We start from the raw sequence: 24,392 nt of genomic DNA on the forward strand, positions 1-24,392 counted from the left end.
CGTCAGTGGCGCGTTATTATCTGCAATGTCAGATAAATGGTTAAAAAAAATGCCGCCTCAGCGGTCCAGCAGCCTTGAAAGAAGCTGGCTCAACGCGTCGAAATCGGACTTCGAGAGATGCGAAAGCCGCTCGCTCCATGCTCCTTGGACAACCTGTGTGTTCCTGGCGGCGACGATCTGCCCTTCCCGCGTCAACGACACATCCACGAGGCGACGATCCCTGCCGTTGCGGGCGCGCTCGATCAATCCGCTGTTTTCGAGCTTGTCCAGCACGCGGGTCATCCGGGCCGGGTGGACACCCGCCAATTTCGACAGTGCGGCCGGTGTTTTCACGCTGCCGCGCGCCAGCGTGAGCAGAACGCCGCGCTCCTGCAGATTCAGTCCTGCATCCGCGAGCCCCGCCCTGAGTTCGCTTGCAATCAGCTGACGCGCCTGACCCAGCACGGACGCCAGCTTCTGCGTGCGCTCAAAGTCTTCGTTGATCGAATCATCCATCGATCGCCTCCTCGATATCTGACTTCAATATATTTGACTATGCAGATTGATGCAAGCAGATTTCCTCGCCGTATGCGCTACATGGTGTAAAAACTGAATTGAACCGCCGGCGAATATCGCCGCGATTCCTTGGGGCTAAATTCTTTCCGGCACGGATTCGGGCGCTGCCCGCTCTCCCTTCAGGAGGACGAAACGATGACTGACAAACCGCTTACGCTGGGTCTCGATCACGTCGGACTCACCGTCCGCGATCTGAACCTCACGCGCGACTTCTTCGTGAAGTGTCTGGGCTGGCAGCAGGTGGGAGAGAGGCCTGCCTATCCGGCTGCGTTCGTGTCGGACGGACATGTCGTGGTGACCCTCTGGCAGGTCACCGATTCAAGCCGCCTCGTCGAATTCGATCGCAAGGTCCATGTCGGACTGCATCATCTTGCGCTGCGCGTGGGCAGCGAGGAAGCACTGCAGGACACCTTCGCGCGCGTGTCCGCCTGGCCGGGCGTCAAAGTCGAATTCGCGCCCGAAGACCTCGGTGGCGGGCCCAAACGCCACACGATGGTGTACGAGCCGGGCGGCATCAGACTCGAGTTCGATCACGACCCACGAACGCAGACATCGTGAACGCGGATGCGCGCGACAGACCGACCGGCACCGACAGGACCACTGCCGCTACGCGCCATCACTCACCGCTTGTTCCTGCGGCTCACAACTGTTAGTCCGCGCCTTGTGTGCAAAAGCGGAGCACGACCGCATAAATTAGTAGCCATTGGAGCCATCAGTCCGATCACAGATTGCTGATCCAACCTACTTCGAGGTTCACTATGAGTCAGTCTCCCAAAGTCATCGTGGTCACCGGTGCATCGCAAGGCATCGGCGCCGAAACCGTCAAGGCATTTCGCAAGCTCGGCCATAACGTGGTCGCGACATCGCGCGGCATCAAGCCGTCCGACGATCCCAAGCTCGTCACCGTGGCCGGTGACATCGCCGATCCGGCCACGGCTCGACGGGTGATCGAGACGGCCGTGGCGCGCTTCGGTCGTGTCGACACGCTCGTCAACAATGCGGGCATTTTCGTGGCCAAGCCGTTCACCCAATACACCGCGGAAGATTACGCGACGATCACCGGCATCAATCTCGCGGGCTTCTTCCACATCACGCAGCTCGCGATCGCCGAGATGGAAAAGCATGAGCGCGGGCACGTGGTCAGCATCACGACGAGCCTCGTGGATCACGCGATTGACGGCGTACCGTCCGTGTTGACGTCGCTGACCAAGGGGGGCCTCGCCGCCGCGACCCGCTCGCTCGCGATCGAGTATGCGAAGCGCGGAATTCGCGCCAACGCGGTTTCGCCCGGCATCATCAAGTCACCGATGCACGCGCCCGAAACGCATGCGGCGCTTGGCGCATTGCATCCAGTGGGTCATATGGGCGAGATGAGCGACATCGTGAATGCGATCCTCTATCTCGACTCGGCACCGTTCGTGACCGGCGAGATTCTGCATGTGGACGGCGGCCAGAGCGCAGGCCACTGAGCGGGCCATGCGATGAAGCGGCGCGCGCCGCTCAATGCGCGCGCGTGCTCGGCGCGGGCGTCGCGGGTTTGGCCAACTGCTCGACGAGAAATTCGACGAAAGCCCGCACGCGCGAGGTCAGGTAGCGCGCGTGCGGATAAAGCAGGATGAATGGTCGCGTGCGTCCGCCCGCTTCGCGCAACACTTCCACGAGCCGACCTTCGCGCAGGTCGTCCTCCACGACGAAGCGATACGTCTGAAACAGGCCCGCGCCGGCACGCGCGAGCGTCACGCCGGCGAGCGCATCGCCCGACGTTCCATAGCTTCCCGTCGTCAGCACGTCGCCATCTTCAGGCGAACCCTCGAAGGTCCAGGCGAGATGACGCCCGCTGCTCGGCAGTTCGAACTGGATGCACTCGTGCGCCCGCAGGTCCTCGACGGTTTTCGGCATGCCCGCGCGCTTCAGATAGGCGGGCGCCGCCACCACGACCATTTCCGCGTCTTCGAGCTTGCGCGCGACGAGATTTGAATCGGCCAGTGCGCGACCGCGTATCGCGAGATCGAAACCTTGTTCCGCAAAGTCGATGTTGCGATTGCTCAGGTGCGTCTCGACCTGGACTTGCGGATAGCGCTCGCGAAACGCCGGCAATATCGGCAACACGCGATAGTGTCCATACGGCGTCGGCATGCTGATGCGCAGCACGCCGGCCGGCGTGGTCTGCTCGCCCGTCACTTCGCGCTCGGCGTCCATCAGTTGCGACAGGGCTTGCCGGCACTGCTCGAAGTAGCGCCGCCCCGCGTCGGTCAGACGGATCTGGCGTGTAGTGCGCACGAACAGGCGCACGCCGAGCCGTTCCTCGAGCCGCGCCACCGAGCGGCTCACCGCCGCCGGTGTGACACTCGCGGCATTGGCCGCCAGCGTGAAGCTACCCAGCTCCGCCGCGAGGCAGAAGAGCTCGATGCTGCCCAGCAGGAGATCGTCGAATTTGCGTTGCATGCCTGTCCGCCTTTGTTTTGTTGGCTTGAGAACCCGTCGATCGCGGCCGCGCTGGACCGAATGCATGGGGTGCGGAACTGAGGCGGGAAGCTAATCGGACATCGGCCCGCGCATGCCCACGCGTGCCGATGTGTTCCATCTGTGCGCTGGTATTGAAGCTGGACTGCTAGTTCCACACCGATTGCAACCGCTCGATACTTTCTCGCGTTTCGCGTTCCAGTTGCGCCATCAGTTCGCCGGCCGGCAACGAGCGCGCAAGCGGCGCGGCCTGGCCCGCCCATTGCGCGCCGTAGCCGAATTCACCCTTGGCCTTGGCGGCTGCATTGAGCGCCTTGCCCGCGTCATAGGTGATCGGATAGGACGGCGTGCGCGGGGCTTGCGGGTCCTCGCCGAGCGCGGTGAAGCGATTGACGATGCTGCGCGCGAGCCGCCCCGAAATGACCGACGTGAACGTCGTCGAGCGTGCTGCATCGCTGAGCAGCGCGCGGCGATAGCCGTCGTCGATCGAGGTTTCCGGGCACGCGACGAACGCCGTGCCCAATTGCGCAGCCTGCGCGCCCAGCGCGAGCGCGGCCGCGATGCCGGCGCCGTCCATGATGCCGCCCGCCGCGATCACGGGCAGGTCGAACTCGCTCGCGAGCAGGCGCGTCAGCGCGAACGTGCCGAGGCGTTCGTCGCGCCCGGTCGTGTCGAACACGCCGCGATGACCGCCCGCTTCGATGCCCTGCGCGACGATCGCATCGACACCCGCCTCGACGGCCGCCGCCGCTTCGTCGAGATTCGTCGCGCTCGCCAGCAAACGGATGCCCGCGTGCTTCAGTTGCGCGATCACCGCATCGGGCGGCAAGCCGAAATGGAAGCTCACGACGGCCGGCTTCTCCGCGAGCAGCATCGCCTGCATCGCGGTGTCGACGACGAAGCTCGTGTAGATCTCGCTGAGCGCTTGCGGCGGCGTCGCGCCGTATTGCCGGAACACCGGTTCGAGCCAGTCGAGCCATGCACGCTCGACGGCCGCATCGGGTGTCGCCGGGCGATGGCAGAACACGTTGACGTTGAAAGGCTTCGTCGTTAGCTCGCGAGTCTGATGGATCGCGCGGCGCGCGTTCTCCGCGTTCATCGCGGCAACGCCGAGCGAGCCGAGACCGCCCGCGTTCGACACCGCGGCGGCCAGCGCCGGCGTGGTGACGCCGGCCATGGGCGCCTGAATGATCGGCTTGTCGATGCCGAGCGTGCGCAGTAACGCGCGATTATCCGCTTGTGTGCTCATGTTCCCTCCCCACCGGATGCGTTAAACGATTCGATGTGCCTGCCAGCTTGCCAGCATGTCAGGCCCCAGCGCGGCGGTGCGCCCAGCCCGCGAGGCCGCCGCAAGCGATCAGCAGCGCGCCGGTCACGAAGAACACCGCGTGCAGCCCGAGATGAACGCCGATCACGCCGCCGATCACCGGTCCCACCACCTGGCCGCTGAATTGCGCCGATTGCAGATAACCGAGCATGCGGCCGGTCCTGCTTTCATCCACCGATTGCCGCGCCAGCTTGCCGATCGAGGGCAACAGGCCCGCGAGCGTCATCCCCATCAGCACGCGCAAAGCCGCGAGCTGCCACCAGTGCGTGACGAAGGCTTGCGGCACCATCGCCAGCCCCGTGAGCACGAGGCAGACAACGATCACGCGCCAGCTCCCGAACCGGTCGGCCAGCGCGCCGAGGCGCGCGGCCGTCAGCATGCTTCCGAGCGCCGAGCATGCCATAACCACGCCGGCCACGCGCGCAAGATGCGTGGCATTCACGCCAAGGCCGCCGATATACACGGTGATGATCGGCTCGATCGACATGTTGGCGAGCAGCACCATCATCGCGGTCACGAGGAGCGCGGCCACCACCGCGTAATTGGTGCGTCGGGCGGGCGCGTCGGCGGTGCCGCGCGCATGAGCTTTCGCGTCGCTATCCGGGTGAAACTCTTCCTTCACCACGAAGATGGTGAGCAGCGCCGCCGCCGCGATCATCGCGCCGCCCGCGAAGAACGTGCCGCGAATGCCGATCCAGTCTGGCAGCACGCCGCCGATGAGCGGCCCGACCAGATTGCCCGCGAGCGCGCCCGTCGAAAGTATGCCGAGCGCCCAACCCGCGCGCTCGCGCGGCGCCTGGGTGCCCACCATCACCGTGGAAGCCGATGCATAGCCGCCCACCAGACCAGCGATCAGGCGCAGCGCGACCAGTTCGTAGACATTGTGCGCCACGCCGATCAACGACATCACCAGGGCCATACCGATCGCCGCGCGAACGAGCATGGGTTTGCGGCCGAAACGGTCGGCCAGACGCCCCCACAGTGGCGCGGTAAGAGCGGTGCCGAGGAAGGTCGCGCCGAAGGCGATGCCCGACCACTGGATCACCGCGGACGGCGAACCGACACCGAGTTGCCGCACATAGAGCGGCAGGAACGGCAGCAGCATGCTCAGGCTCACGAGCGTCGTGAACGAGCCGAACACGCAGACGACGAGATTGCGACGCCAGTACTGGACGTTGCGCTCCGCATAGCCGCGCGGCCGCGCGTCGTGCTGCGCATACGGCCGCGCGAGCGCCGCCGGTGCAGAAGAATGCGTGGTATTCATTTCGCGCTCCGCGCGGAAAACAGCTCGACGGCGAGTGCGAGCAGAAGCGCCACCGCGCCAATCGCGTAGAGCGCGCGATAATTGCCGCCGCTCGAAGCGAATACGAACGAAAGACCGTAGGCCGCCAACGCCTGCATCACGGCGAAGCTCGTCGTCGCGCGGCTCCATGCGTCCTTGACGGCGGACGGATGGTGCGCGAGCAGCTCGTTCACGCGACCGAGCGCCAGCGGCACGATGCCCGGCGTGAACGCGCCCACGACAAAGGCGGAGACCATCAGCCCCGTCGGCCCGAATAAGCCCGCGGCCAGGATCGCGACCGCAGCGGCCTGCACCAGATACGCGACGCGCAGCGCGCGGCCGAAACCCGCGCGATCGGCGAGATGCCCTGCCGCGAGCGGCCCGACGATCGCGCCCAAGCCGTACAGCACCCAGAACTCGGCGCCCGCATCGACGCCGCGGCCCAGCCCGCGCGCCACGAAATCGACGAGGAACAGCATGTGCGGCACGAGCCCCACGGCGTTCAGGCCATATTCGACATAGAGCGCGCGCAGGCCGGCGCGGGGATACGCAGGCGCTGTTTCGAAGCGCGAATGAGCACCGGCGTGCGCGGGCGCCGCGTGCTCGGGCCAGCCGTTCCACGCCACGGCGGTCAACACGAGCGAAACGGCCGCGAGCCCGAGCCAGGTCCACGTGAGCCCCTGACGCAACAGAATCGGCACGATCGTGCCCGAGGCCGCGATGCCGAGCCCGATCCCCGTGAAGATGCCACCGCTCGCGAAGCCCCGGCGCGCCGCCGGCACGTGCGCGAGGATCGTGGGTGCGGCGAGCACCATCAACGCGCCGCCCGAGAGCCCCGAGGCCAGGCGCCAGATGAAAAACCACAGGAACGACACGGGCACCGCGCAGGCCACGAAGGCGATGGTCGCGAGCAGCATCATCGCGCGCAGCACGGTGGCGGGTTTCGCCACGCGTACCATCGCGCCCGCCAGCAGTGCGCCGGCCAGATAGCCGCCGAGGTTCGCCGCGCCGAGATAGGCCGCGGTCGAGGCGGGAAACCAGTGCGCGCCGATGATAGCCGGCAAAAGCGGCGTATAGGCAAAGCGCGCGAGACCGATGCCGATCAGGCTCGCGCTGGCCCCGGCGAGCGTGCCCCGCCAGACGTTGTAGCCGGCCGGAGCGGCCGGATTCGAGATGGCTTGCTGCATGACGACTCCCATGGACCGGTGCTGTTAAGCACCCGATGAATATGGGAGCCAGTCTAGAACGACTCGCATCTCGGGAGAATCACCGCACTGCGTAAATCATTCTTCCGCGCGGCGATCGAATCAGCGTCGATCGGCGTCGGTGATTTGCTGAGCCCGCTCGAAATACTCGCGCAGCAGCGGCGTGGCGAAATCGACGAAACCGCGCACCTTCGGCACCGCAAGGCGCCCGTGCGGCGTCACCAGGTTGACGGGCAACGGCGCATGCTCGCTGTCGCGCAGCACGATTTTCAGCGCGCCGGCCTTGACCTGCTCGGCCACGTGATAGGAGAAAAGCCGCGTGACGCCATGCCCGGCCACGGCCGAAGACAGCGCAGCGCGAATCGTGTTGACGATGAAGCGCGGCGTGAACCGGACGACCTGCGGCAGCGCCGTTAGACGGGCCGCCGGAAAGCTCCACGAATCGAGCCCGAAATGCGTCATCGAGATGATCGGATGGCTGGCCAGATCGGTGGGGACATCGATGGCCGGGTGCGTGGCGAGATAGTCGGGCGAAGCGACCACCACCCGCCTCACCTCGCCGACCGGAATGGCGACGAGCGTGGAGTCCTGTAGATGAGCGATGCGCAACGCCACGTCGATGCCCTCGTCGACGAGGCTCACGGGCCGGTCGAGCAGGTGCAGGCGGATCGACGCCTGGGGATGGCGATCGAGAAACGAATCGACAATCGGGCACAGCACCTCCTCGCCCACCGCCACCGCCGCCGTCACGCCTAGCAGTCCGCGCGGCGCGGAGCGCTCGTCGGCTGCGAGCAGGTCCGCCTCCTCCAGATCCGCGAGGATGCGCCGGCACGCCAGCGCATAGCGCTCGCCCGCCTCGCTGAGCCGGATCGTGCGCGTGGTGCGGTGTAGCAGCGGCGTGCCCGTGTGCGTCTCCAGAAACGCGATGGCCCGGCTCACAGCCGCGGGCGAGCGGCCCAGCCGACGGCCTGCGCCCGTCAGACTGCCCTCGTCGAGCGTGGCGACGAATACCTTCATGGCGTCGATACGGTCCATTGCGTGTTTGAGCTTGAGATTGGGCCTAGGTGGCGCCGCAGTCTTTTAGGGCGGTGAGTTCCGGCACGATCTTAGCGGAATACGAGAAGCGACAGCGTGGCATGCACGGCTGCACAATCGTAAGACTGAATGTGGCGCTAGTGCGGCGCTTGGCATACCCTGAAGAAGTTGTTCAGCAGATCCTGGTACGCTCCGCTGCCGCTAGCGGGCTGGGTACGTCAAATGTCGCGAGCACCCATTCGGGTGCGAAGGTGCGCGAGCGCTTTCCTGCAGACTGGCGCGCGCTTCAGCCGGACCTTCGCCGCAACAAAAAGGCGCGCCCGTGACAGCGCGCCATCCTCGCGTGTCAGTCGATGGTCAGCCGCTTGCGATCGCCCGACGCCTTTTTCGGCAAGCTGAGCGACAGCACGCCATCCCTGTACTCGGCTTCGCGTTCGCCTCCTCGACCTCGCCGCCGAGCGCGAACGAGCGGCTGAAGGTGCCGGCGTAGCGCTCGCGGCGGATCACCCGCCGCGACGACGCGTCGTTGATCCACGTCAAGCGTGCCCGCCCGACCCGTCACGCGCAAAACCTGAAAAACCCGCTATGCAGCAGCACGGGCCTGGCGCCGATCTCGTCGAGCAGACGCCGGGCGGCCTGTTCGATCTGGGAACGGTGCGCGAGGAACGCCTGGAGCAGATCGTCTTCCCGCAGCGAGCGCGCGCCGAAATGGTCTTCGAGCGCCTCGGCCGTGATCGCGCACTGCACGGGCCGATCGTCGACGAGCGCCGGAAACGCCAGCACCAGATCGCGGGCGCAGTATTCGGGCATGCAGGACGGAAAGGAAATGTGCATGGTGACGCCCCCACGGGCATGAAGTGCCGCATCGGCGGATGCGAGGTAGCGGACCCGCCGCGACGTCTCCAGCTTAATCACGCAATCCACGGCGGATTTGACGTACGTCAAGGCGGAGTCGCGCACGGTCCGCGCAGGCCCCGTTTGCCGCGGCCCTGTCAGCGCGAACGGGTCATTCGCCCGTGCGCGTCACGGAACCCGCAGCGGCGTCGCTGCGTCGAGCGGCGGCGTCGATCGTCTGCCGCAACGCCTTCAGTTCAGCGTGCAGGCGCACGATTTCATCGTTCAGATGCTTGATATCCCGATGCATCTCGCGTCGCAACGCCCTCTCTTCCTTGCCGATGAATGCCGCGGCGATGCTCGCGAAGACCAGCGACAACATGCCGTAGCCGAGCAGCACGACAAATGCCGCGAACACACGCGATGCGGGCGTCGTCGGCGCGATGTCGCCATAGCCCACCGTCGCGCTGCTTTCGAACGCAAGCCACAGCCCTTCGGAGTACGAGTGCACGTGTGGTTCGAGCCAGTAAAATCCGGCGCCGGCCATCGCGAGCACGAGCGCGCCGGCGAGCAGCAGCCACATCAACCGGTTCGGCGTGACGAATTCGCGCAGCGACAGCACGATGCGCAACGCGACGACACCCATGAACGACAGCCGCAGCAGCCATTCGACGGGCTGCCACGGCGGCGTTCCGAAACCGGTGCTGAGCGCCGCGCCCAACGCGATGAGCAGGTCGAGCCAGTTGTTCGCGAGCAGCGTCTTCGGCCGTCTGCTCAGATGGGCCAGCCAGGTGAACGACAACGCGAAGCCGGCGAACATGCCGACGTATAGTGTCCGCGACAGGCTCAGCGCCAGCGGGGTGCGCACCGTCAGTTCGACGTAGAACGCGGGGATCGCGCAAAAGCTCAGCGCGCACAACCCCCAGCGCAGGTGGCGCCATGCCCGCACGGCGCGCGGACCGTCGTGCGCGCTGGCACCGCCCAATCCGTAGCCGCCGAGGCCGTGGTCGATCATGTGGTCCGTCATCGCGCGAATGGCTTCCGGCCTGTCGGGTTTCGGGTTTCGCGCGATACCGTCGTGGTGCCGCAAACGCACCGAGGCCGCGCGATCATCGTTGCAGGCTAACCGACCCGCGGCTGTCAGCCTTGATGCAGATCAGTGCTGGTGCAATGCGTGCGCGATCAGCCTGTCAGAGCGGGTGCAGCACCGTTTGCGCGACGCCGGCCGCCACACACAGCACGACGACCGCAAGCGGGGGCACCTTCCAGCGCAGCAACAGCAAAAAGCCGATGCACGCCACGGCGAAATCCGTCGCCGACAGGACCGCGCTCGTCCACACCGGCGAATAAAGCGCGGCGGCCAGCAGGCCGACCACCGCGGCATTGACGCCGGCAAGCGCCGCCGCCATCGCCGCACGCGCGCGCAGCGCCTGCCACCACGGCAATGCGGCGAGAACGAGCAGCAGACCCGGCAGAAAGATGCCCACTGTCGCCAGCAGTGCGCCGCTCCAGTGTCTGGGTGGCAGCGCCATCATCCAGCCGAGAAACGCCGCGAACGTGAACAGCGGTCCGGGTACGGCCTGGGCCGCGCCATAGCCGGCCAGGAAGTCGTTGGGCGCGACCCATCCGGTCGCGACGGTTGCACGCTGCAACAACGGCAGCACCACGTGGCCGCCTCCGAACACGAGCGCGCCGGAGCGATAGAACGCATCGAATACGCGGATCCCTTGCGAGGTCCCGCTTGCCGCCCATAGCGGCAACGCGAACAGCAATGCGCAAAAGACCAACAGCGCGACGATGCCTGCCGTGCGCGACACCTGAAAATCGCCGGCCCGCAGAGGAATGGCGCGTGGCGCTTGCACCGCCGTGGTCCGGCACAGCGCGACACCGAGCACGGCGCCGGCGCCGATCACGATCAGTTGGGCGTAGACGGTGCCAGGAACACTGAGCAATCCGAGCGATGCGAGCGCGATCGCCGCGCGGCGGCGATCCGGACACAGACGCCGCGCCATGTCCCAGACAGCCTGCGCGACGACGGCCACCGCGACGAGCTTCAGGCCGTGAATCACGCCCATGCCGAGCGCGCCGCCCAGGTCCGGCGCGATCGCGGCAAAGGCCAGCATCACGAGTACCGACGGCAGCGTGAAGCCGCACCAGGCCGCTAGCCCCCCACCCCACCCGGCCCGCAGCAGCCCGATCGAAAACCCCGCCTGGCTGCTCGCGGGTCCCGGCAGAAATTGGCACAGGCCGATCAGGTCGGTGAAGGCTTCATCGTCGAGCCAGCGGCGCCGCTCGACGAACTCGCGCCGGAAGTAGCCGATGTGAGCGATCGGACCGCCGAAACTGGTCAGCCCGAGTTTCAGAAAGACGACGAAAACCTCGATCACGCGCGTGAGCCGTGAGCGGCGCGGCGACGACAAATCAGTATCCATGGATGTGCGGGTTCGAGCGCTGCCGATGTCGAGAGCCGGCGGGCAAGGGGCCGTCGGCGGGCCTCGTGTTTGACGACGCACAGTATAGAGGCCTACGGCGCGACCACGCGCCGCACCCGCGCTTGATCTGGGTCAATCGCGCCCCTTGCTTCCCGCAACACACTGGTCGCGACATCCAGAACACAGTTCGAGTCATGCGAGCAGCCGCGCCGCCGATCGTTGGATATCGGCAGTCGCGGTGTGCCCGTCCCATATCACTCATTCAAGCCAGCGAGGAGACTATGTCCACTGTCGCCATCAACCATCAAGCGCCGGAAACGGCGGCCCCGCCGCTTCTGACGGACACGGCCATCGACGGCATGGCCGCCTACGAAGCGCTCGTCAACGAAGCGCGCAGCGACCGGACCGGCTTCTGGGCGCGGCTCGCGCGCGAGCATCTGAGCTGGCACCGGCCCTTCACCAAGGTACTCGACGAATCGAACGCACCGTTCTTCAAATGGTTCGACGACGGTCTGTTGAACGCCTCGTACAACTGCCTCGATCGTCATCTGCACGACGGCAATGCCGACAAGACCGCGATCATTTTCGAGGCCGACGACGGCAGCGTGACGACCATCACCTACCGGCAACTGCATGCGCGCGTGTGCCGCCTCGCGAACGCGCTGCGCGCGCGCGGCATCGCGTGTGGGGACCGCGTGATGATCTATCTGCCGATGTCGATCGAAGGCGTCGTCGCGATGCAGGCCTGCGCACGCATCGGCGCGTTGCATTCGGTCGTGTTCGGCGGCTTCTCGGCGAAGTCGCTGCATGAACGGATGGTCGATGTCGGCGCCGTCGCCGTCATTACCGCCGACGAGCAGATGCGCGGCGGCAAGAACCTGCCGTTGAAATCCGTCGTCGACGAAGCGCTGAAAATGGCAGGCACCGACGGCATCCATACCGTGATCGTCTATCGGCGTACGGGCGGCTCGATCCTGTGGGACGAACCGCGCGACTGCTGGCTGCACGAACTCGAAGCGGCCCAACCCGACACCTGCGAGCCCGAATGGGTCGGTGCCGAGCATCCGCTGTTCGTGCTGTACACGTCCGGTTCGACCGGCACGCCGAAGGGCGTGCAGCACAGTACGGCGGGCTATCTGCTGTGGGCCGCCGTCACGATGAAGTGGACCTTCGACCTCCGCGCGGACGACGTGTACTGGTGCACGGCCGACATCGGCTGGATCACGGGACACAGCTACATCTGCTATGGCCCGACCGCGGTCGGCGCGACCCAGGTGATTTTCGAGGGCGTGCCGACGTGGCCGGACGCGGGACGGTTCTGGGAGATGATCGCGCGGCACAAGGTCAGCATCTTCTATACGGCGCCCACCGCGATCCGCTCGCTGATCAAGGCCGCCGAGACGGACAGCGGCGTGCATCCGCGCCGCTTCGACCTCGACTCGTTGCGTTTGCTCGGCACCGTCGGCGAGCCGATCAATCCGAGCGCGTGGGAGTGGTTTGCGCGCGAAGTCGGCGGCGGGCGCTGTCCGGTGCTCGACACCTTCTGGCAAACCGAAACGGGCGGCCACATGATCACGCCGCTGCCGGGCGCAACACCGCTCGTCGCGGGATCGTGCACGTTGCCGCTGCCTGGCATCGAGGTGGCGATCGTCGACGAAACCGGCTGCGAACTGCCGAACGGCCAGGGCGGGCTGCTGGTCGTCAAGGAGCCGTGGCCGTCGATGCTGCGCGCGATCTGGGGCAATCCCCAGCGGTTCCGCAGCGGCTACTACCCCGCGGACCTGGGCGGCAAGCTCTATCTGGCCGGCGACGGCGCGATCCGCGATGCGCAGACCGGCTACTTCACGATCACCGGCCGCATCGACGACGTGCTGAACGTGTCCGGCCACCGCATGGGCACGATGGAAATCGAATCGGCGCTCGCCGCGCATCCGCTGGTCGCGGAGGCCGCGGTCGTCGGCAGGCCCGACGAGACCATCGGCGAAGCCATCGTCGCGTTCGTCGTGCTCAAGGGCCCACGCCCGCAAGGCACCGAAGCAAGGCAGCTCGCCGACCAGTTGCGCGCGTGGGTCGGCAAGGAAATCGGGCCGATCGCCAAGCCGAAGGAAATCCGCTTCGGCGACAGCATGCCGAAGACGCGCTCCGGCAAGGTCGTGCGGCATCTGTTGCGTTCGGTCGCGAAGGGAGAAACGCTCGCGCAGGACATGTCGACTGTCGAAAACCCCGCCGTGCTGCGGCAGTTCGGCCACCACGAGTAAGCCCCCCCGGATCGATTCAGGAGACTTCACGATGAAACCCACCGCACCCAACCCCGCATCGCTCGGCCTTGCGGCTTTCGCGCTGACCACCTGGCTGCTCAGCATGATCAACGCAGGCTGGTTCAGCGGCGGCTCGCTCGGTCTCGTGCTCGCCGTCGCGTTCGCGTTCGGCGGCAGCATGCAGATCGTTGCCGGACTGATGGAGATTCCGCGCGGCAACACGTTCGGCGCCACCGCGTTTCTGAGCTATGGCGCGTTCTGGTGGTCGTTCGGGCTGTTTGCGTTGTTCCTGCACGAGCAGGTGCCGGCCGCGTTCGTCGGCTGGTATCTGCTGTTGTGGGGCATCTTCACGTTCTATATGTGGATCGCGACGTTCCGCTCATCGCGCGCGCTGCAGGGCGTGTTCGTCGCGCTGTGGGCAACCTTCTTTCTGCTCGCGGCCGGCGAATGGCTCGGTTCGGCGACACTGCGGCACGCGGGAGGCTATGGCGGACTGCTGACCGCGCTGCTGGCGTTCTATCTGTCGGCGGCGGAGATCATCAACGAGTCGTTGGGCCGCACCGTGCTGCCAGTCGGCGCGAAACCCGGGCTCGTCAAAATGGAAACGGTCGGCGCCGCTGTGGTGACGCGTTTTGCGGAGTGACTGATTGCGCGCATTCGGCGCTTCATCAAGCCCGTCGCGAATCCGACATGCGCGGCGGGTTTTGTCGTCTGGCCGTGCTCATTCAGGCGCGCAGTTCGCCCTCGATCGTGCAACGGGGCGCCATCCCATGCCCCTGGCTTTGCCACGTCCCCGGGACGGATACCACTTGTGGCGCGCGCACGTCCCAGCACGATGCCGATCACCGTTTCGATCTGCCTCGCCGAAGCGGTACGGCTTTCGATCTCACCGAGCTTGCTGGTCATCAGGGTTCCCTGCCGCTTGCGTCGCGCTCGCGCGTTCGTGCGTCGCGCGCTCGACGAGCGCGCGAATGCGCCCGCTCAGACTGTCCCGCAGCGTGTCGTCGAGCGCGTTGCGCAGCCACGCCGCGGGGGCCGCGTCAGTGTGCGCGTCGTCCGCCGAGCTGAGCTTGTCGCGCACCCACGTCGTCACCTCCGGCGCGACGCCGTCGAACACGCCGGCGGCGAGCGCCGCGAGCAGCTCGATCTGATCGGCGACGCGCAACGCGTTGAAACGCGGCTGCGTGAGCAGCGCGCGAATCCGCTTGCCCCGATCGATCTGCGCGTTGACGCGTGCGTCCGCGAGACCGCCGAAGCGGCTGAACATCTCCAGTTCGAGAAACTGCGCGTAGTCGAGCCGCAAGCGGCCCGCGACGTCGCGCAGCGCCGCATGCTGCGCCTTGCCGCCGACCCGGCTCACGCTCAGGCCGACATCCACGGCGGGCCGCTGGTTCGCGGCGAACAGCGCAGCGTCGAGCACGATCTGTCCGTCCGTGATCGAGATCAGGTTGGTCGGAATGTAGGCCGACAGATTGCCGGCGTCGGTCTCGGCGATCGGCAGCGCGGTCAGCGAACCGCCGCCGAGCGCGGGCGACAGTTTCGCCGCGCGTTCCAACAGTCTCGCGTGCAGATAGAAAATATCACCGGGATACGCCTCGCGTCCGGGCGGCTCGCGCGTGAGCAGCGCGAGTTCGCGATGCGTCGCCGCGTGCTTGGTCAGGTCGTCGATCACGATCAACGCGTGCTGGCCGCGATCGCGAAAGAACTCGGCGATCGACACACCCGCGAACGGCGCGATCCATTGCAGTCCGGGCGGCGCGGCCGCCGAGGCGACGACGAAGATGCAGCGCTCGAACGCGCCATGCTCGCGCACGGCATCGATCACGCGCTGTACCGCCGTCGCGCGCTGCCCGACGGCGACATACACGCAGATCACGTCGCTGTGCTTCTGATTGACGATCGCCTCGACGGCGAGCGAGGTCTTGCCCGTCGCGCGATCGCCGATGATCAGTTCGCGCTGCCCTCGCCCGATCGCGAACAGCGCGTCGACGACGAGCACGCCCGTCTGCAGCGGTTCGCTGACGAAGTCCCGCTCGATGATCGCGGGCGCCGCGCGCTCGACAGGCAAACGCGTGACGGCACCGAGTGCCTCGCCGTCATCGAGCGGCCGGCCGAGCGGATCGACGACGCGGCCGAGCAGCGCGTCGCCGACCGGCACGTCGAGCACGCTGCCGGTCCCCACGACGCGCATGCCGGCCCGCACCGCGTCGCCGCTATCGAGCAGCACGACGCTCGCGCTCGCCACGTCGAGCGAATGAATGAAGCCGCGCACGCCGCATTCGAGTTCGACGACCTCGTCGAGCGCGGCGTCGGGCAGACCCGAGACGAACGCGATGCCATCGGCGATCTGTTCGACGCGGCCGATGCTCGCCGCCCGCGGTTCGAGCGCGACGCGCGCGAGCGCGGCGCGTTTGCGCGCGAGCCACGCGTCGGCGGTGTCAGCGCGCGTGGCCATCGTCGCGAAGCAGTTCACCGTGAATCTGGTCGAGCTGATCGCGCCAGCTATTGCGCACCACGGCGTGCGCGCCCGACAGTTCGAGCCCCGCGAGCAGCGTGCGGTCGATGTCGGTATCGAACTCGAGGCGCTGTGCGAAGGCGGCCGCGAGCGCCGTTTCGCACGCGGCGCGCTCGTCCGGCGTCAACGCGCGCGGCGCGCTAACACGCAGCGGCACGTCCCCGGCAAGCGCGGCGCGCGCGCCGGGCGACAGCCGGCGCACGCCGTCCGCGAGTCCGTCGATGAACCCGGCGACGCGCAGGTCCTCGGGCGAGCGGTCGAGCAACTGGTCGAGCAGCTTGCCCGCGATGTCGACGGCGAGCTGCGCGGCCGCCGCCGACGCGGCTTCGGCCTCGCCCGCGCGCTCGCGCTGCCGGTCCGCGGCCGCCTGGGCGCGCAGCCGCTCGGCCTCGTCGTGCGCGGCGTCGAGCAGCGCCGCGTGCTGTGTGCGCGCGTCGGCCTCGATCGTCGCGAACGCCTGCGCGCGCTGCGCGGCGAGTTGCTCTCGTTCGACCCGCAGCGCCTCGCGTTCGGCCTGCGCCGCGAGCTTCGCGGCGTTCGCGTCACCCGTCAGCGCATTCGCGCTCGCCTGTCGCTCCGCGATGATCTTCGCAACCGGACGGAACAGGAAGCGCGCGAGCAGCCAGACCAGAATCAGCGCGTTGAGCGTCTGCAGCGCGAGCGTCGACCAGTCGATTTTCATCGCATGCCCTACTTGACGAACGGATTGGCGAACAGCAACAGCAGCGCGACCACGAGGCAATAGATCGCCATCGTCTCGATCATCGCGAGCCCGACGAACAGCGTGCGCGACAGCGTGCCCGCCGCATCGGGCTGCCGCGCGATCGCGTCCATCGCGGCGGCGACCGCGCGGCCCTCGGCGAGCGCGGGCCCGATCGCGCCGAACGCCACGGCGAGCGCGGCGGCGGCGATGCTGACGATTTCGATGAGGTTCATGCCGGTCCTTTCTGATTGTCGTGAACGGCGGCGCGCGACTCGCCGACGGCGGCGCCGATGAATACCATCGCGAGCACCGCGAAAATGTAGGCCTGCACCGCGCCGGTCAGCAGATCGAGCGCCATCAACGGAATCGGCACGAGCAGCCCGGCCAGCGACAGCACGATGCCGACCACGAAGACGCCGCTCATCACGTTGCCGAACAGGCGCACCACCAGCGAAAACGTGCGCGTGATCTGCTCGACGACGTTCAGCGGAATCATCACCCAGGCCGGTTCGGCGAACGTCGCGAGATAGCCGCGCCAGCCGCGCGAGCGCACGCCGCACACGAGCGTCGCGGCGAGCACGACGAGCGCGAGCGCGGCATCCGTTTCCAGGTGCGCGGTGGGCGGCTCGACGCCCGGAATCAGCGACGACCAGTTCGAGATCAGCACGAACAGGAACAACGTGCCGATCAGCGCGCGATACGGCGCGGGCTCGGTCTGCATCGTGTCGCGGATTTGCGTATCGAGCGTGCCGACCAGCAGTTCGAGCGCGGTCTGCGTGCGCGACGGCAGGATGGACAGCTTGCGCGTGAGCCACAGCGAGACGACCGTCACGACCGCCATGATCACCCACGTGACGACCACGGGCGTGGTGATCACGAGCGGACCGAGGCGTACGAGCGGCTCGGTGACGAGCGGCGAATGAATCACGACGTCGCTCGCCGCATGCCGAGCGCAACACCGCGTGCCCACAGGAAACCGCCGATGCCGCCGAGCAACGCGAACGCGCCCGCTTTCGCCAGCAGGACGAATAAAGCGGCCGTCAGCGCGAGCCGCGCCAGTTGCAGCGCGAAGGCGCGCAGCGCGCGTCCTCGCGCGAAGTACGCGACGTTCCAGCGCAGCGTCGCGAAGTGCAGCGCACCGCTCAGCAAGCCGACCGCCATTCCCGTGGCGGCAAGCGCGAGCGTGTCGGTGAAATGAAACGTGGTGGCGTCAATCACGATCTCTCCTTTGCTGTCGATGCATCCAGCGCCATGCGGACCATAGGCCGATGCCCGCGCCGATCATCAGAAGCGGCGCCGCAAAAAACACCCGCGTACCGGCGATGCGGTCGAGCCAGCGCCCGAGCGCGAGGCAAAGCAGGATCGGCAGCACGATCGTCCAGCCGAGAATGCCGATCTGGCCGAGTCGCGCGCCCAGCGACGGCTCCGGATTCGCGCGCCCGGTCCGCTCGCGGCTCGCCGCGCGCTGCGCGGCTTGCGCGACGCGATCAGCGGGTTCGCCTGATTCGTCGCGTTTGCCATCCGTTTTCCCGTTTGCCTTGCCGGCAGCAGGCCGCATCGTCATCCCGGTTCTCCACGTGTGGCTTGCGGGCGCAGATAGCGCAGCATCTGGCGCACGGCCTGCGCGTGCAGACGCGTCTGCTCCACGCGCGCGCGCCGCATCGCGTCGAGCTGCGCGGCACGCGCGCGGCGCACGTCCGCTTCGAGCGCTTCGAGCGAGTCGCCCTGCACCGCTTCGCGGCACGCAAGCGAGACGGCCGTGCCGTGCGACACGATCAGCACGCCACCATCGACGGCACAGTAATGCTCGCCGCCATCCGCCGTGCGCCAGCGCACCACCGATGCGCTCAACAGCGTGACCATGTCCGCATGCCCCACGCGCACGCCAAAAGCACCGCTTTCATCCTCGGCGCGCAACGACACGACCGGCAAGCCGTCGACCATGACGCGCGCCGGTGTCGCGATCGTCAGAGACAGGCCATGCCGGGGCATCGCACACTCCTCGTCACGCCGCGACGGCGCTCGCGGCCGTCGACCTGCCGCGGGCTTCGTTGTCGCGCGCCTCGTCCAGCGCGCCGACCATGTACAGCGATCGCTCCTGCCAGTCGTCGCACTCCCCGGCGAGAATCGCCTTGCAGCCGACGATCGTCTCGGCGAGCGCGACCGTTCTGCCGGGCTGTCCGGAGAACGCTTCGGTGACCGCGAACGGCTGCGTCAGAAAGCGCTGCAGACGGCGCGCGCGCTGCACGGCGCGGCGGTCGTCGATGCCGAGTTCCTCGATACCGAGCAACGCGATCACGTCCTGCAGCTCACGCTGATGTTCGAGCAGGCGTCGCACCTCGTTGGCGAGCGCCGCGTGCTCCGCGCCGACGACGAGCGGATCGAGCAGGATCGACGACGAGGCGAGCGGATCGATCGCCGGATACATGCCCTCGGCGGCGAGCGCGCGCGACAGCACGATCATGCTGTCGACGTGCGAGGCGATCGTCGTCACGGCGGGGTCGGTGAAGTCGTCGGCGGGGACGTAGACGGCCTCGATCGCCGTGACCGCCGCGTTGCCCACCGACACGATCCGCTCCTGCAACGCTGCTACCTCGCTCGCGAGCGTCGGCTGATAGCCGACCCGCGACGGCATGCGCCCGAGCAGCCCCGACACTTCCGCTCCCGCCTGCACGAAGCGAAACACGTTGTCCATCAGCAGCAGCACGTTCTGGCCGCGCTCGTCGCGGAAGTACTCGGCGATCGTCAGCGCGGTGAGCGGCACCCGCCAGCGCGCGCCAGGCGGTTCGTTCATCTGTCCGTAGACGAGCACGGCGCGCGGCAACACGCCCGAGCCGCGCATGTCCGACAGCATTTCGTGCCCCTCGCGGGAACGCTCGCCGACGCCGGCGAACACCGACATGCCACCATAGCGCGCGGCCATCGCGTGAATCAGCTCCATCACGAGCACCGTCTTGCCGACGCCCGCACCGCCGAACATCGCGGCCTTGCCGCCATGCGCGAGCGGCGTCAGCAGGTCGACGATCTTGATGCCGGTCTCGAACAGCCGCGTGGCGCCGCGCTGCGCCGCGAGCGGCGGCGCGGCGCGATGGATCGGCCTGCGTTCCACGGTCTCGGGCACAGGCTCGCCGCCATCGCGCATCACACCGGCGACGTCGAGCAGTCGGCCGAGCACCGCGTCGCCGACCGGCACCTCGATGGGGCCCGCGCCGACCCGCACGGCGGCGCCGCGCGCGAGGCCCGCGGTGGCCTGCAACGCCAGCGCGCGCACCGTGCGCTCGCTGGTGTGCGCCTGCGCTTCCGCGAGGATCGAGGTCCCGTCCGGCCGCGTGATCCACAGCGCGGTATCGACTGGCGGCAGTTCGTGCGCGTCGAACTGGACATCGACGACCGCGCCGCGCACGGTGCTCACGCGCCCGCTTGCTGCGACCGTAGCCGTGGGCGGTGCGGTGTTTTGACGGGCTGCGCTCTCTGCAATTGGCACGTGGCGCTCCAACGATCAGTTGCAAACCCCTTCACGCTGACGAATCGTCCAGCATCAAATCGGGACCGTCTATGACGCCTCGATCAACACCTTCAGCGCGCGCGTGCTCGACGCGCGGGAGAACGTTTCGTAAGCCGACAGAATATCGTCGAGCCGGAAGCGATGCGTGATCAGACGCGTGGGATCGATCCGCCCCGCCTTGACTGTCTTCATCAGCATCGGTGTACTGACGGTATCGACGAGACGCGTCGTGATCGCGATGTTGCGATCCCACAGTTTTTCCAGATGCAGATCGCACTTGACGCCGTGCACGCCGATGTTCGCGATCGTTCCACCCGGCGCGACCAGCTGCTGGCAAAGCTCGAACGTCGGCGGAATGCCGACCGCCTCGATCACGCAGTCGGCGCCTACCGATTCGGTCAGCTTCAGCACTTGCGCGACCGCATCGGCACGCGCGTTGTCGATGCAAGCGGTGGCGCCGAAGCGTTGCGCGACCTCGAGCCGGTTCGCGTCGGGATCGATCACGATGATCTGCGCCGGCGAGTAGAACTGCGCGGTCAACAGCGCAGCGAGACCGATCGGCCCCGCGCCGACGATCGCCACGGTGCAGCCCGGCTGAACCTTGCCGTTGAGCACGCCGCACTCGAAGCCGGTCGGCAGAATGTCGGACAGCATCACGAGCGCCTCTTCGTCGAGGCCAGCCGGAATGCGGTACAGACTGCTCTGCGCATGCGGAATGCGCACATATTCGGCCTGCGTGCCGTCGATCCGATTACCGAGAATCCAGCCGCCCGTCGTGCAATGCGAATACATGCCGCGCCGGCAGTAGTCGCAGCGGCCGCACGACGTGATGCACGAGATCAGCACGTGATCGCTGGCCGCGAGCCCGCTCACCGCCTCGCCGACCTGATGCACGACACCGACGCCTTCGTGGCCGAGAATGCGGCCCGGCTCGCAGGTCGGCACGTCGCCTTTGAGAATGTGCAGATCGGTGCCGCAGATCGTCGTGCGGGCGACTTTGACGATTGCATCGGTGGGCGCCGTGAGTTCGGGTATCGGCCGTTCGTCGAGCGACTTTTTGCCGGGACCGTGATAAACGAGTGCTTTCATGACGGACTTCTCCTATGGCCGGAATGAAACACGATGCGTGGCGGCAAACGTGTTCGCGCCTGAACCTGGTCGTGTCATGCGTCGGCTAGCGCCGGCGGGAACGTAATGCGTCACGCGCTTGCATCATGAGCCCCAGCGTGGCGGGCGGCTTGATCTGGGTCAAGCACTACGAAAACAACGCCGACGCGTCGATGTCGGCCATTTTCTCGAGTTCTTGCAGATAGAGGCCGGGAAAGGGGCTCGCGCCTGCCTGCACATCGGCCGCGAAGAAGCTGCACGCGCGAGCACCTCGGTCACGTCGCCGAAGTCGGAGATGATGGCCGCGCGCGAACTGGGCGCGCGGCGGAACCAGAGTGGCGTCGGATTGCTCGACCTGATCGGCTCGGATGATCGCCAAAAAAAATCGAAGACATCGCTATATCACGGCATACGGTTTGCCGATATTGGAGGTTGCGGGGACGCGTGCGCCGCGAGCAGCTGCTGATGGCGTGCTTCGGTGGCGTCGTCGGCGGGGAACATGCATTCGATGCGCAACTCCTGCGCGGCCACGTTTTGCGGTGTGCCCACGGTCGTGACCATCGAGAAATAGCGCAGCACCACGCCCTCGCTGATGAAGCCGAGCGGAACCATCGGCAGCGTCGCGGGTGTCGCGGACGAGCCATGATGCGTCTTCCAGTCGCGCGGCACGTCGGGATACGCAAGCAGTTCATCGAGTAGACGCTTCGTGTTGGCGCCGATTACATGACCGACCGACTCACGATACACGCGTTGCAGCAGACTTCGCGCGACCTCCTCCCACTCGGCGACGAACGGACGCATGCCATGTGGATCGAAGATCAGATGCAGCATGTTGCGCGGGCCTTCGCGCGCGGTCATGTCGATGAAGCAGTTGAAGAAGCGCGGGGCCGCGTCGTTGGACATCAGCACGTTCCAGTCGCGGTCCATCACGAGCGCCGGAAACGGCTCATGCTGACGCACGACCCGTTCGAGCGCGCGAACCACGCCGTGCATTTCCTGCGCATTCCACGGTGCTTCCGAATAGATCGGTGCATAACCCGCGGCAAGCAGCAGCGCATTGCGCTCGCGCAGCGGCACGTCGAGGGTCTGCGCAAGCGTCAGCAGCGTGTCGCGGCCCGGCACGCTGCGCCCGCTTTCGATGAAGCTGATCTGCCGCTGCGAGATGCCGGCCTCGAGCGACAGATCGAGCTGACTCACGCCACGCACGTCACGCCAATAGCGCAACAGACTGCCGAGATCGCCCGGCTGCACTTTCGGATCGTGACTTGTGACGTTCATGGTGTTGCCCTCCTGTTGATGCCTGAACGGGATCGCTTCAGCGCGCGGGCGCGTGCCACGCGAATTCGGCGAACTGCGTTTCGAGCGGCGGCTCGGTCACGCTGCCGGTGTAGTTCGTGATCGTCGACGCGGCGACCGCCGCAACCACCTCGAGAATCTGCTCCGCGCTGAAACCTGCCGCGAGGAAGCGTTGCCGGTCCTCATCGGCGAGGCGGCCGCGTTTTTCGATCAGCGTGCGCGCGAGCGTCGACAGCGCCGCGAGCTTCGTGTCGTCGGGCAGACTGCCGTGGCGGATCGCCTCGACATCGGCGCGGCGCAGGCCCGCGTTCAAGCCGAGCGCGGTATGAAACGCAACCGCCCATTCGCTCGCGTTCGTCACGGCGTTGGTGAGCAGCAGCGTCTGGATCTCCGGTTCGGTCAGACTGCTCGCATGCACGCGCTCGAACAGGCCGATGAAGCCGTTGATCAGCACCGGTGAAGCCGCCATCTTGGCCGCGATGTTCGGAATCAGGCCGAACGCCTGCTGCAGTTTGCGGAGCACGGGTTTCGATTGCTCGGGAGCGGACTCGATCGTGTGAACGGGATAGCTGGACATGGTATCTCCTTGACGTGTGCGCCATCGGAGCGACGGCGCGGTAGTCGAAGAGTAGAGGCAGCCGCGCGGCTCGCCAATTACATCGGATGTCATCGCCATCGGCCATGCGGCGGCGGCTTCTTTCTGGCGAGCCGCCTGGACGCGGAATATCATGTTGGAGTTTGTTCCCCTCTTGTCCCGTTCGTCACTGGAAAGGAAGAACATCATGCCCACAATGAAAGCAGTCGAAGTGAAGCAGGCCGGCGGCCCGCTCGAACTGGTCGAACGCGAAGTGCCCGAGGCGGGCGCGGGTCACGTGCGTATCAGGATTCAGGCTTGCGGCATCTGCCATAGCGATGCGATGACCAAGGAAGGCCTGTGGCCGGGCCTGGCCTATCCGCGTGTGCCCGGTCACGAGATCGCGGGCGTGATCGATTCGGTCGGTGCGGGTGTCGAGGGCTGGCAGGTCGGGCAGCGTGTCGGGGTCGGCTGGCACGGCGGGCATTGCGGCAAATGCGAACACTGCCGCCAGGGCGATTTCGTGCTGTGCAAGTTCGCCCTCATCCCCGGCATCAGCTACGACGGCGGCTACGCCGAATACATGGTGGCCCCGGTCGAAGCCCTGGCGCGCATTCCCGACGATCTGTCCGACGTCGATGCCGCGCCGCTGCTCTGCGCGGGCATCACGACGTTCAACGCGATACGCAATAGCGGCGCGCGCGCTGGTGACGTGGTCGCGATTCTCGGGATCGGCGGCCTCGGTCATCTCGGCGTGCAGTTCGCGCGCAAGATGGGCTTTCGCACGGTGGCGATCGCGCGGGGTCAGGACAAGGCCCCGCTCGCGCAGCAACTGGGCGCGCATCACTACATCGACAGCAAAACGGAAAACGTCGCCGAGAAGCTGCAGGCACTGGGCGGCGCGAAGCTGATACTCGCCACGGTGACGAGCGGCAAGGCGATGACCGCGACGCTCGGCGGTCTCGGCCTGAACGGCAAGCTCGTGATGGTCGGCGTGTCCGAAGAGCCGGTCGAAGTGCCGATCGTGCAGTTCATCATGGGACGCAACTCGGTGCAAGGCTGGCCCTCCGGCACCTCGGCCGATTCGCAGGACACGCTCGCGTTCAGCGCGCTCACCGGTGTCAAGCCGATGATCGAAGAGTATCCGCTCGCCGAGGCAGCGCAGGCCTTCGACCGGATGATGAGCGGTCACGCGCGTTTCAGGGTGGTGTTGAAGATGGTCTGAGTGGCAGCCTCCGGTGGGGCAATGGAAATTGCATGACCATTCTGGTTACGGGCAGCACGGGTGTCATCGGCACCCG

The 24,392-nt window shown here is 66.9% G+C and carries 24 protein-coding genes and 2 pseudogenes; 5 read left to right on the forward strand and 21 right to left on the reverse strand.

What is annotated here, in order from left to right:
• Nucleotides 1–57: 57 nt before the first annotated feature.
• Complete coding sequence (locus OKW26_RS25665; RefSeq protein WP_429355612.1) at nucleotides 58–495, reverse strand: MarR family winged helix-turn-helix transcriptional regulator; 438 nt, start codon at nucleotides 493–495, stop codon at nucleotides 58–60.
• Nucleotides 496–690: 195 nt separating this feature from the next.
• Here OKW26_RS25665 and OKW26_RS25670 point away from each other — a divergent pair, with 195 nt between their 5' ends.
• Entirely contained in the window at nucleotides 691–1,113 is a 423-nt protein-coding gene (locus tag OKW26_RS25670) for a VOC family protein (protein WP_429355613.1), read from the forward strand.
• A gap of 200 nt (nucleotides 1,114–1,313) precedes the next feature.
• Complete coding sequence (locus OKW26_RS25675; protein ID WP_429355614.1) at nucleotides 1,314–2,024, forward strand: SDR family NAD(P)-dependent oxidoreductase; 711 nt, start codon at nucleotides 1,314–1,316, stop codon at nucleotides 2,022–2,024.
• Between the two features lie 31 nt (nucleotides 2,025–2,055).
• Here the strand turns inward: OKW26_RS25675 and OKW26_RS25680 are convergent, their stop codons facing one another.
• The 9 genes and pseudogenes from OKW26_RS25680 to chrA form a co-directional block, all read right to left on the reverse strand.
• Nucleotides 2,056–3,000 (reverse strand): LysR family transcriptional regulator, encoded by a 945-nt coding sequence (locus OKW26_RS25680; protein WP_429355615.1) that lies wholly within the window; start codon nucleotides 2,998–3,000, stop codon nucleotides 2,056–2,058.
• 166 nt (nucleotides 3,001–3,166) lie between these two features.
• Nucleotides 3,167–4,267, reverse strand: a complete 1,101-nt coding sequence (locus OKW26_RS25685; RefSeq protein ID WP_429355616.1) for an NAD(P)H-dependent flavin oxidoreductase — start codon at nucleotides 4,265–4,267, stop codon at nucleotides 3,167–3,169.
• A 58-nt stretch (nucleotides 4,268–4,325) separates the two neighbouring features.
• On the reverse strand, nucleotides 4,326–5,609 hold the full coding sequence (locus tag OKW26_RS25690) for an MFS transporter (protein WP_429355617.1): 1,284 nt from the start codon (nucleotides 5,607–5,609) through the stop codon (nucleotides 4,326–4,328).
• Nucleotides 5,606–6,814 (reverse strand): YbfB/YjiJ family MFS transporter, encoded by a 1,209-nt coding sequence (locus OKW26_RS25695; RefSeq protein ID WP_429355618.1) that lies wholly within the window; start codon nucleotides 6,812–6,814, stop codon nucleotides 5,606–5,608. Before OKW26_RS25695 ends, OKW26_RS25690 begins: the two co-directional genes overlap by 4 nt.
• Before the next feature lie 120 nt (nucleotides 6,815–6,934).
• Nucleotides 6,935–7,867, reverse strand: coding sequence for a LysR family transcriptional regulator (locus OKW26_RS25700; protein ID WP_429355619.1), 933 nt, complete (start codon nucleotides 7,865–7,867; stop codon nucleotides 6,935–6,937).
• Between the two features lie 346 nt (nucleotides 7,868–8,213).
• Nucleotides 8,214–8,377, reverse strand: a pseudogene (locus OKW26_RS25705) (Hsp20/alpha crystallin family protein); the annotation flags it as partial.
• Nucleotides 8,378–8,425: 48 nt separating this feature from the next.
• Complete coding sequence (locus OKW26_RS25710) at nucleotides 8,426–8,701, reverse strand: DUF1488 domain-containing protein (RefSeq protein ID WP_090805149.1); 276 nt, start codon at nucleotides 8,699–8,701, stop codon at nucleotides 8,426–8,428.
• A 172-nt stretch (nucleotides 8,702–8,873) separates the two neighbouring features.
• Nucleotides 8,874–9,728 carry a potassium channel family protein gene (locus OKW26_RS25715; protein WP_429355620.1) on the reverse strand — a complete coding sequence of 285 codons (855 nt, stop codon included), beginning with the start codon at nucleotides 9,726–9,728 and terminating at the stop codon, nucleotides 8,874–8,876.
• 163 nt (nucleotides 9,729–9,891) lie between these two features.
• A complete protein-coding gene (chrA, locus tag OKW26_RS25720) occupies nucleotides 9,892–11,133 on the reverse strand; it encodes a chromate efflux transporter (protein ID WP_429355621.1) in 1,242 nt (413 codons plus the stop codon).
• Nucleotides 11,134–11,492: 359 nt separating this feature from the next.
• On the opposite strand from chrA, the gene acs reads away from it, so the two are divergent.
• Complete coding sequence (gene acs / locus OKW26_RS25725; RefSeq protein ID WP_429357129.1) at nucleotides 11,493–13,391, forward strand: acetate--CoA ligase; 1,899 nt, start codon at nucleotides 11,493–11,495, stop codon at nucleotides 13,389–13,391.
• 31 nt (nucleotides 13,392–13,422) lie between these two features.
• A complete protein-coding gene (locus OKW26_RS25730) occupies nucleotides 13,423–14,034 on the forward strand; it encodes an acetate uptake transporter (RefSeq protein ID WP_429355622.1) in 612 nt (203 codons plus the stop codon).
• 243 nt (nucleotides 14,035–14,277) lie between these two features.
• Here the strand turns inward: OKW26_RS25730 and OKW26_RS25735 are convergent, their stop codons facing one another.
• From OKW26_RS25735 to OKW26_RS25785, 11 genes and pseudogenes are all read right to left on the reverse strand, one after another.
• Complete coding sequence (locus OKW26_RS25735; RefSeq protein WP_429357130.1) at nucleotides 14,278–15,846, reverse strand: F0F1 ATP synthase subunit alpha; 1,569 nt, start codon at nucleotides 15,844–15,846, stop codon at nucleotides 14,278–14,280.
• Nucleotides 15,830–16,588: a F0F1 ATP synthase subunit B gene (locus OKW26_RS25740; RefSeq protein ID WP_429355623.1), complete on the reverse strand. Its 759-nt coding sequence runs from the start codon at nucleotides 16,586–16,588 to the stop codon at nucleotides 15,830–15,832. Before OKW26_RS25740 ends, OKW26_RS25735 begins: the two co-directional genes overlap by 17 nt.
• An 8-nt stretch (nucleotides 16,589–16,596) precedes the next feature.
• Nucleotides 16,597–16,842: a F0F1 ATP synthase subunit C gene (locus tag OKW26_RS25745; RefSeq protein WP_090805166.1), complete on the reverse strand. Its 246-nt coding sequence runs from the start codon at nucleotides 16,840–16,842 to the stop codon at nucleotides 16,597–16,599.
• Nucleotides 16,839–17,537 (reverse strand): F0F1 ATP synthase subunit A, encoded by a 699-nt coding sequence (locus OKW26_RS25750; RefSeq protein WP_429355624.1) that lies wholly within the window; start codon nucleotides 17,535–17,537, stop codon nucleotides 16,839–16,841. Before OKW26_RS25750 ends, OKW26_RS25745 begins: the two co-directional genes overlap by 4 nt.
• Nucleotides 17,534–17,827: an ATP synthase subunit I gene (locus OKW26_RS25755; protein WP_429355625.1), complete on the reverse strand. Its 294-nt coding sequence runs from the start codon at nucleotides 17,825–17,827 to the stop codon at nucleotides 17,534–17,536. Before OKW26_RS25755 ends, OKW26_RS25750 begins: the two co-directional genes overlap by 4 nt.
• Nucleotides 17,820–18,173: an AtpZ/AtpI family protein gene (locus OKW26_RS25760; RefSeq protein ID WP_429355626.1), complete on the reverse strand. Its 354-nt coding sequence runs from the start codon at nucleotides 18,171–18,173 to the stop codon at nucleotides 17,820–17,822. The genes OKW26_RS25755 and OKW26_RS25760 overlap by 8 nt, the downstream gene beginning before the upstream one ends.
• Entirely contained in the window at nucleotides 18,170–18,601 is a 432-nt protein-coding gene (locus OKW26_RS25765) for a F0F1 ATP synthase subunit epsilon (RefSeq protein WP_090805169.1), read from the reverse strand. The genes OKW26_RS25760 and OKW26_RS25765 overlap by 4 nt, the downstream gene beginning before the upstream one ends.
• A gap of 16 nt (nucleotides 18,602–18,617) precedes the next feature.
• Nucleotides 18,618–20,087: pseudogene (gene atpD, locus OKW26_RS25770) on the reverse strand (F0F1 ATP synthase subunit beta); the annotation flags it as partial.
• Between the two features lie 75 nt (nucleotides 20,088–20,162).
• A complete protein-coding gene (locus OKW26_RS25775) occupies nucleotides 20,163–21,203 on the reverse strand; it encodes a zinc-dependent alcohol dehydrogenase family protein (protein WP_429355627.1) in 1,041 nt (346 codons plus the stop codon).
• Nucleotides 21,204–21,623: 420 nt separating this feature from the next.
• Nucleotides 21,624–22,499, reverse strand: coding sequence for a helix-turn-helix domain-containing protein (locus OKW26_RS25780; protein WP_429355628.1), 876 nt, complete (start codon nucleotides 22,497–22,499; stop codon nucleotides 21,624–21,626).
• A 37-nt stretch (nucleotides 22,500–22,536) separates the two neighbouring features.
• Nucleotides 22,537–23,094, reverse strand: a complete 558-nt coding sequence (locus tag OKW26_RS25785) for a carboxymuconolactone decarboxylase family protein (protein WP_429355629.1) — start codon at nucleotides 23,092–23,094, stop codon at nucleotides 22,537–22,539.
• Between the two features lie 205 nt (nucleotides 23,095–23,299).
• Between OKW26_RS25785 and OKW26_RS25790 the strand changes: the two genes are divergently transcribed.
• The gene (locus OKW26_RS25790) at nucleotides 23,300–24,316 is read left to right on the forward strand and encodes an alcohol dehydrogenase (RefSeq protein WP_184022783.1); all 1,017 of its coding nucleotides are present in this window, start codon (nucleotides 23,300–23,302) and stop codon (nucleotides 24,314–24,316) included.
• Nucleotides 24,317–24,392 lie beyond the last annotated feature (76 nt).

The sequence above is a fragment of the Paraburkholderia sp. 32 genome (genome assembly GCF_050435345.1).
In the GTDB taxonomy this organism is placed as follows: Bacteria; Pseudomonadota; Gammaproteobacteria; order Burkholderiales; family Burkholderiaceae; genus Paraburkholderia; species Paraburkholderia tuberum.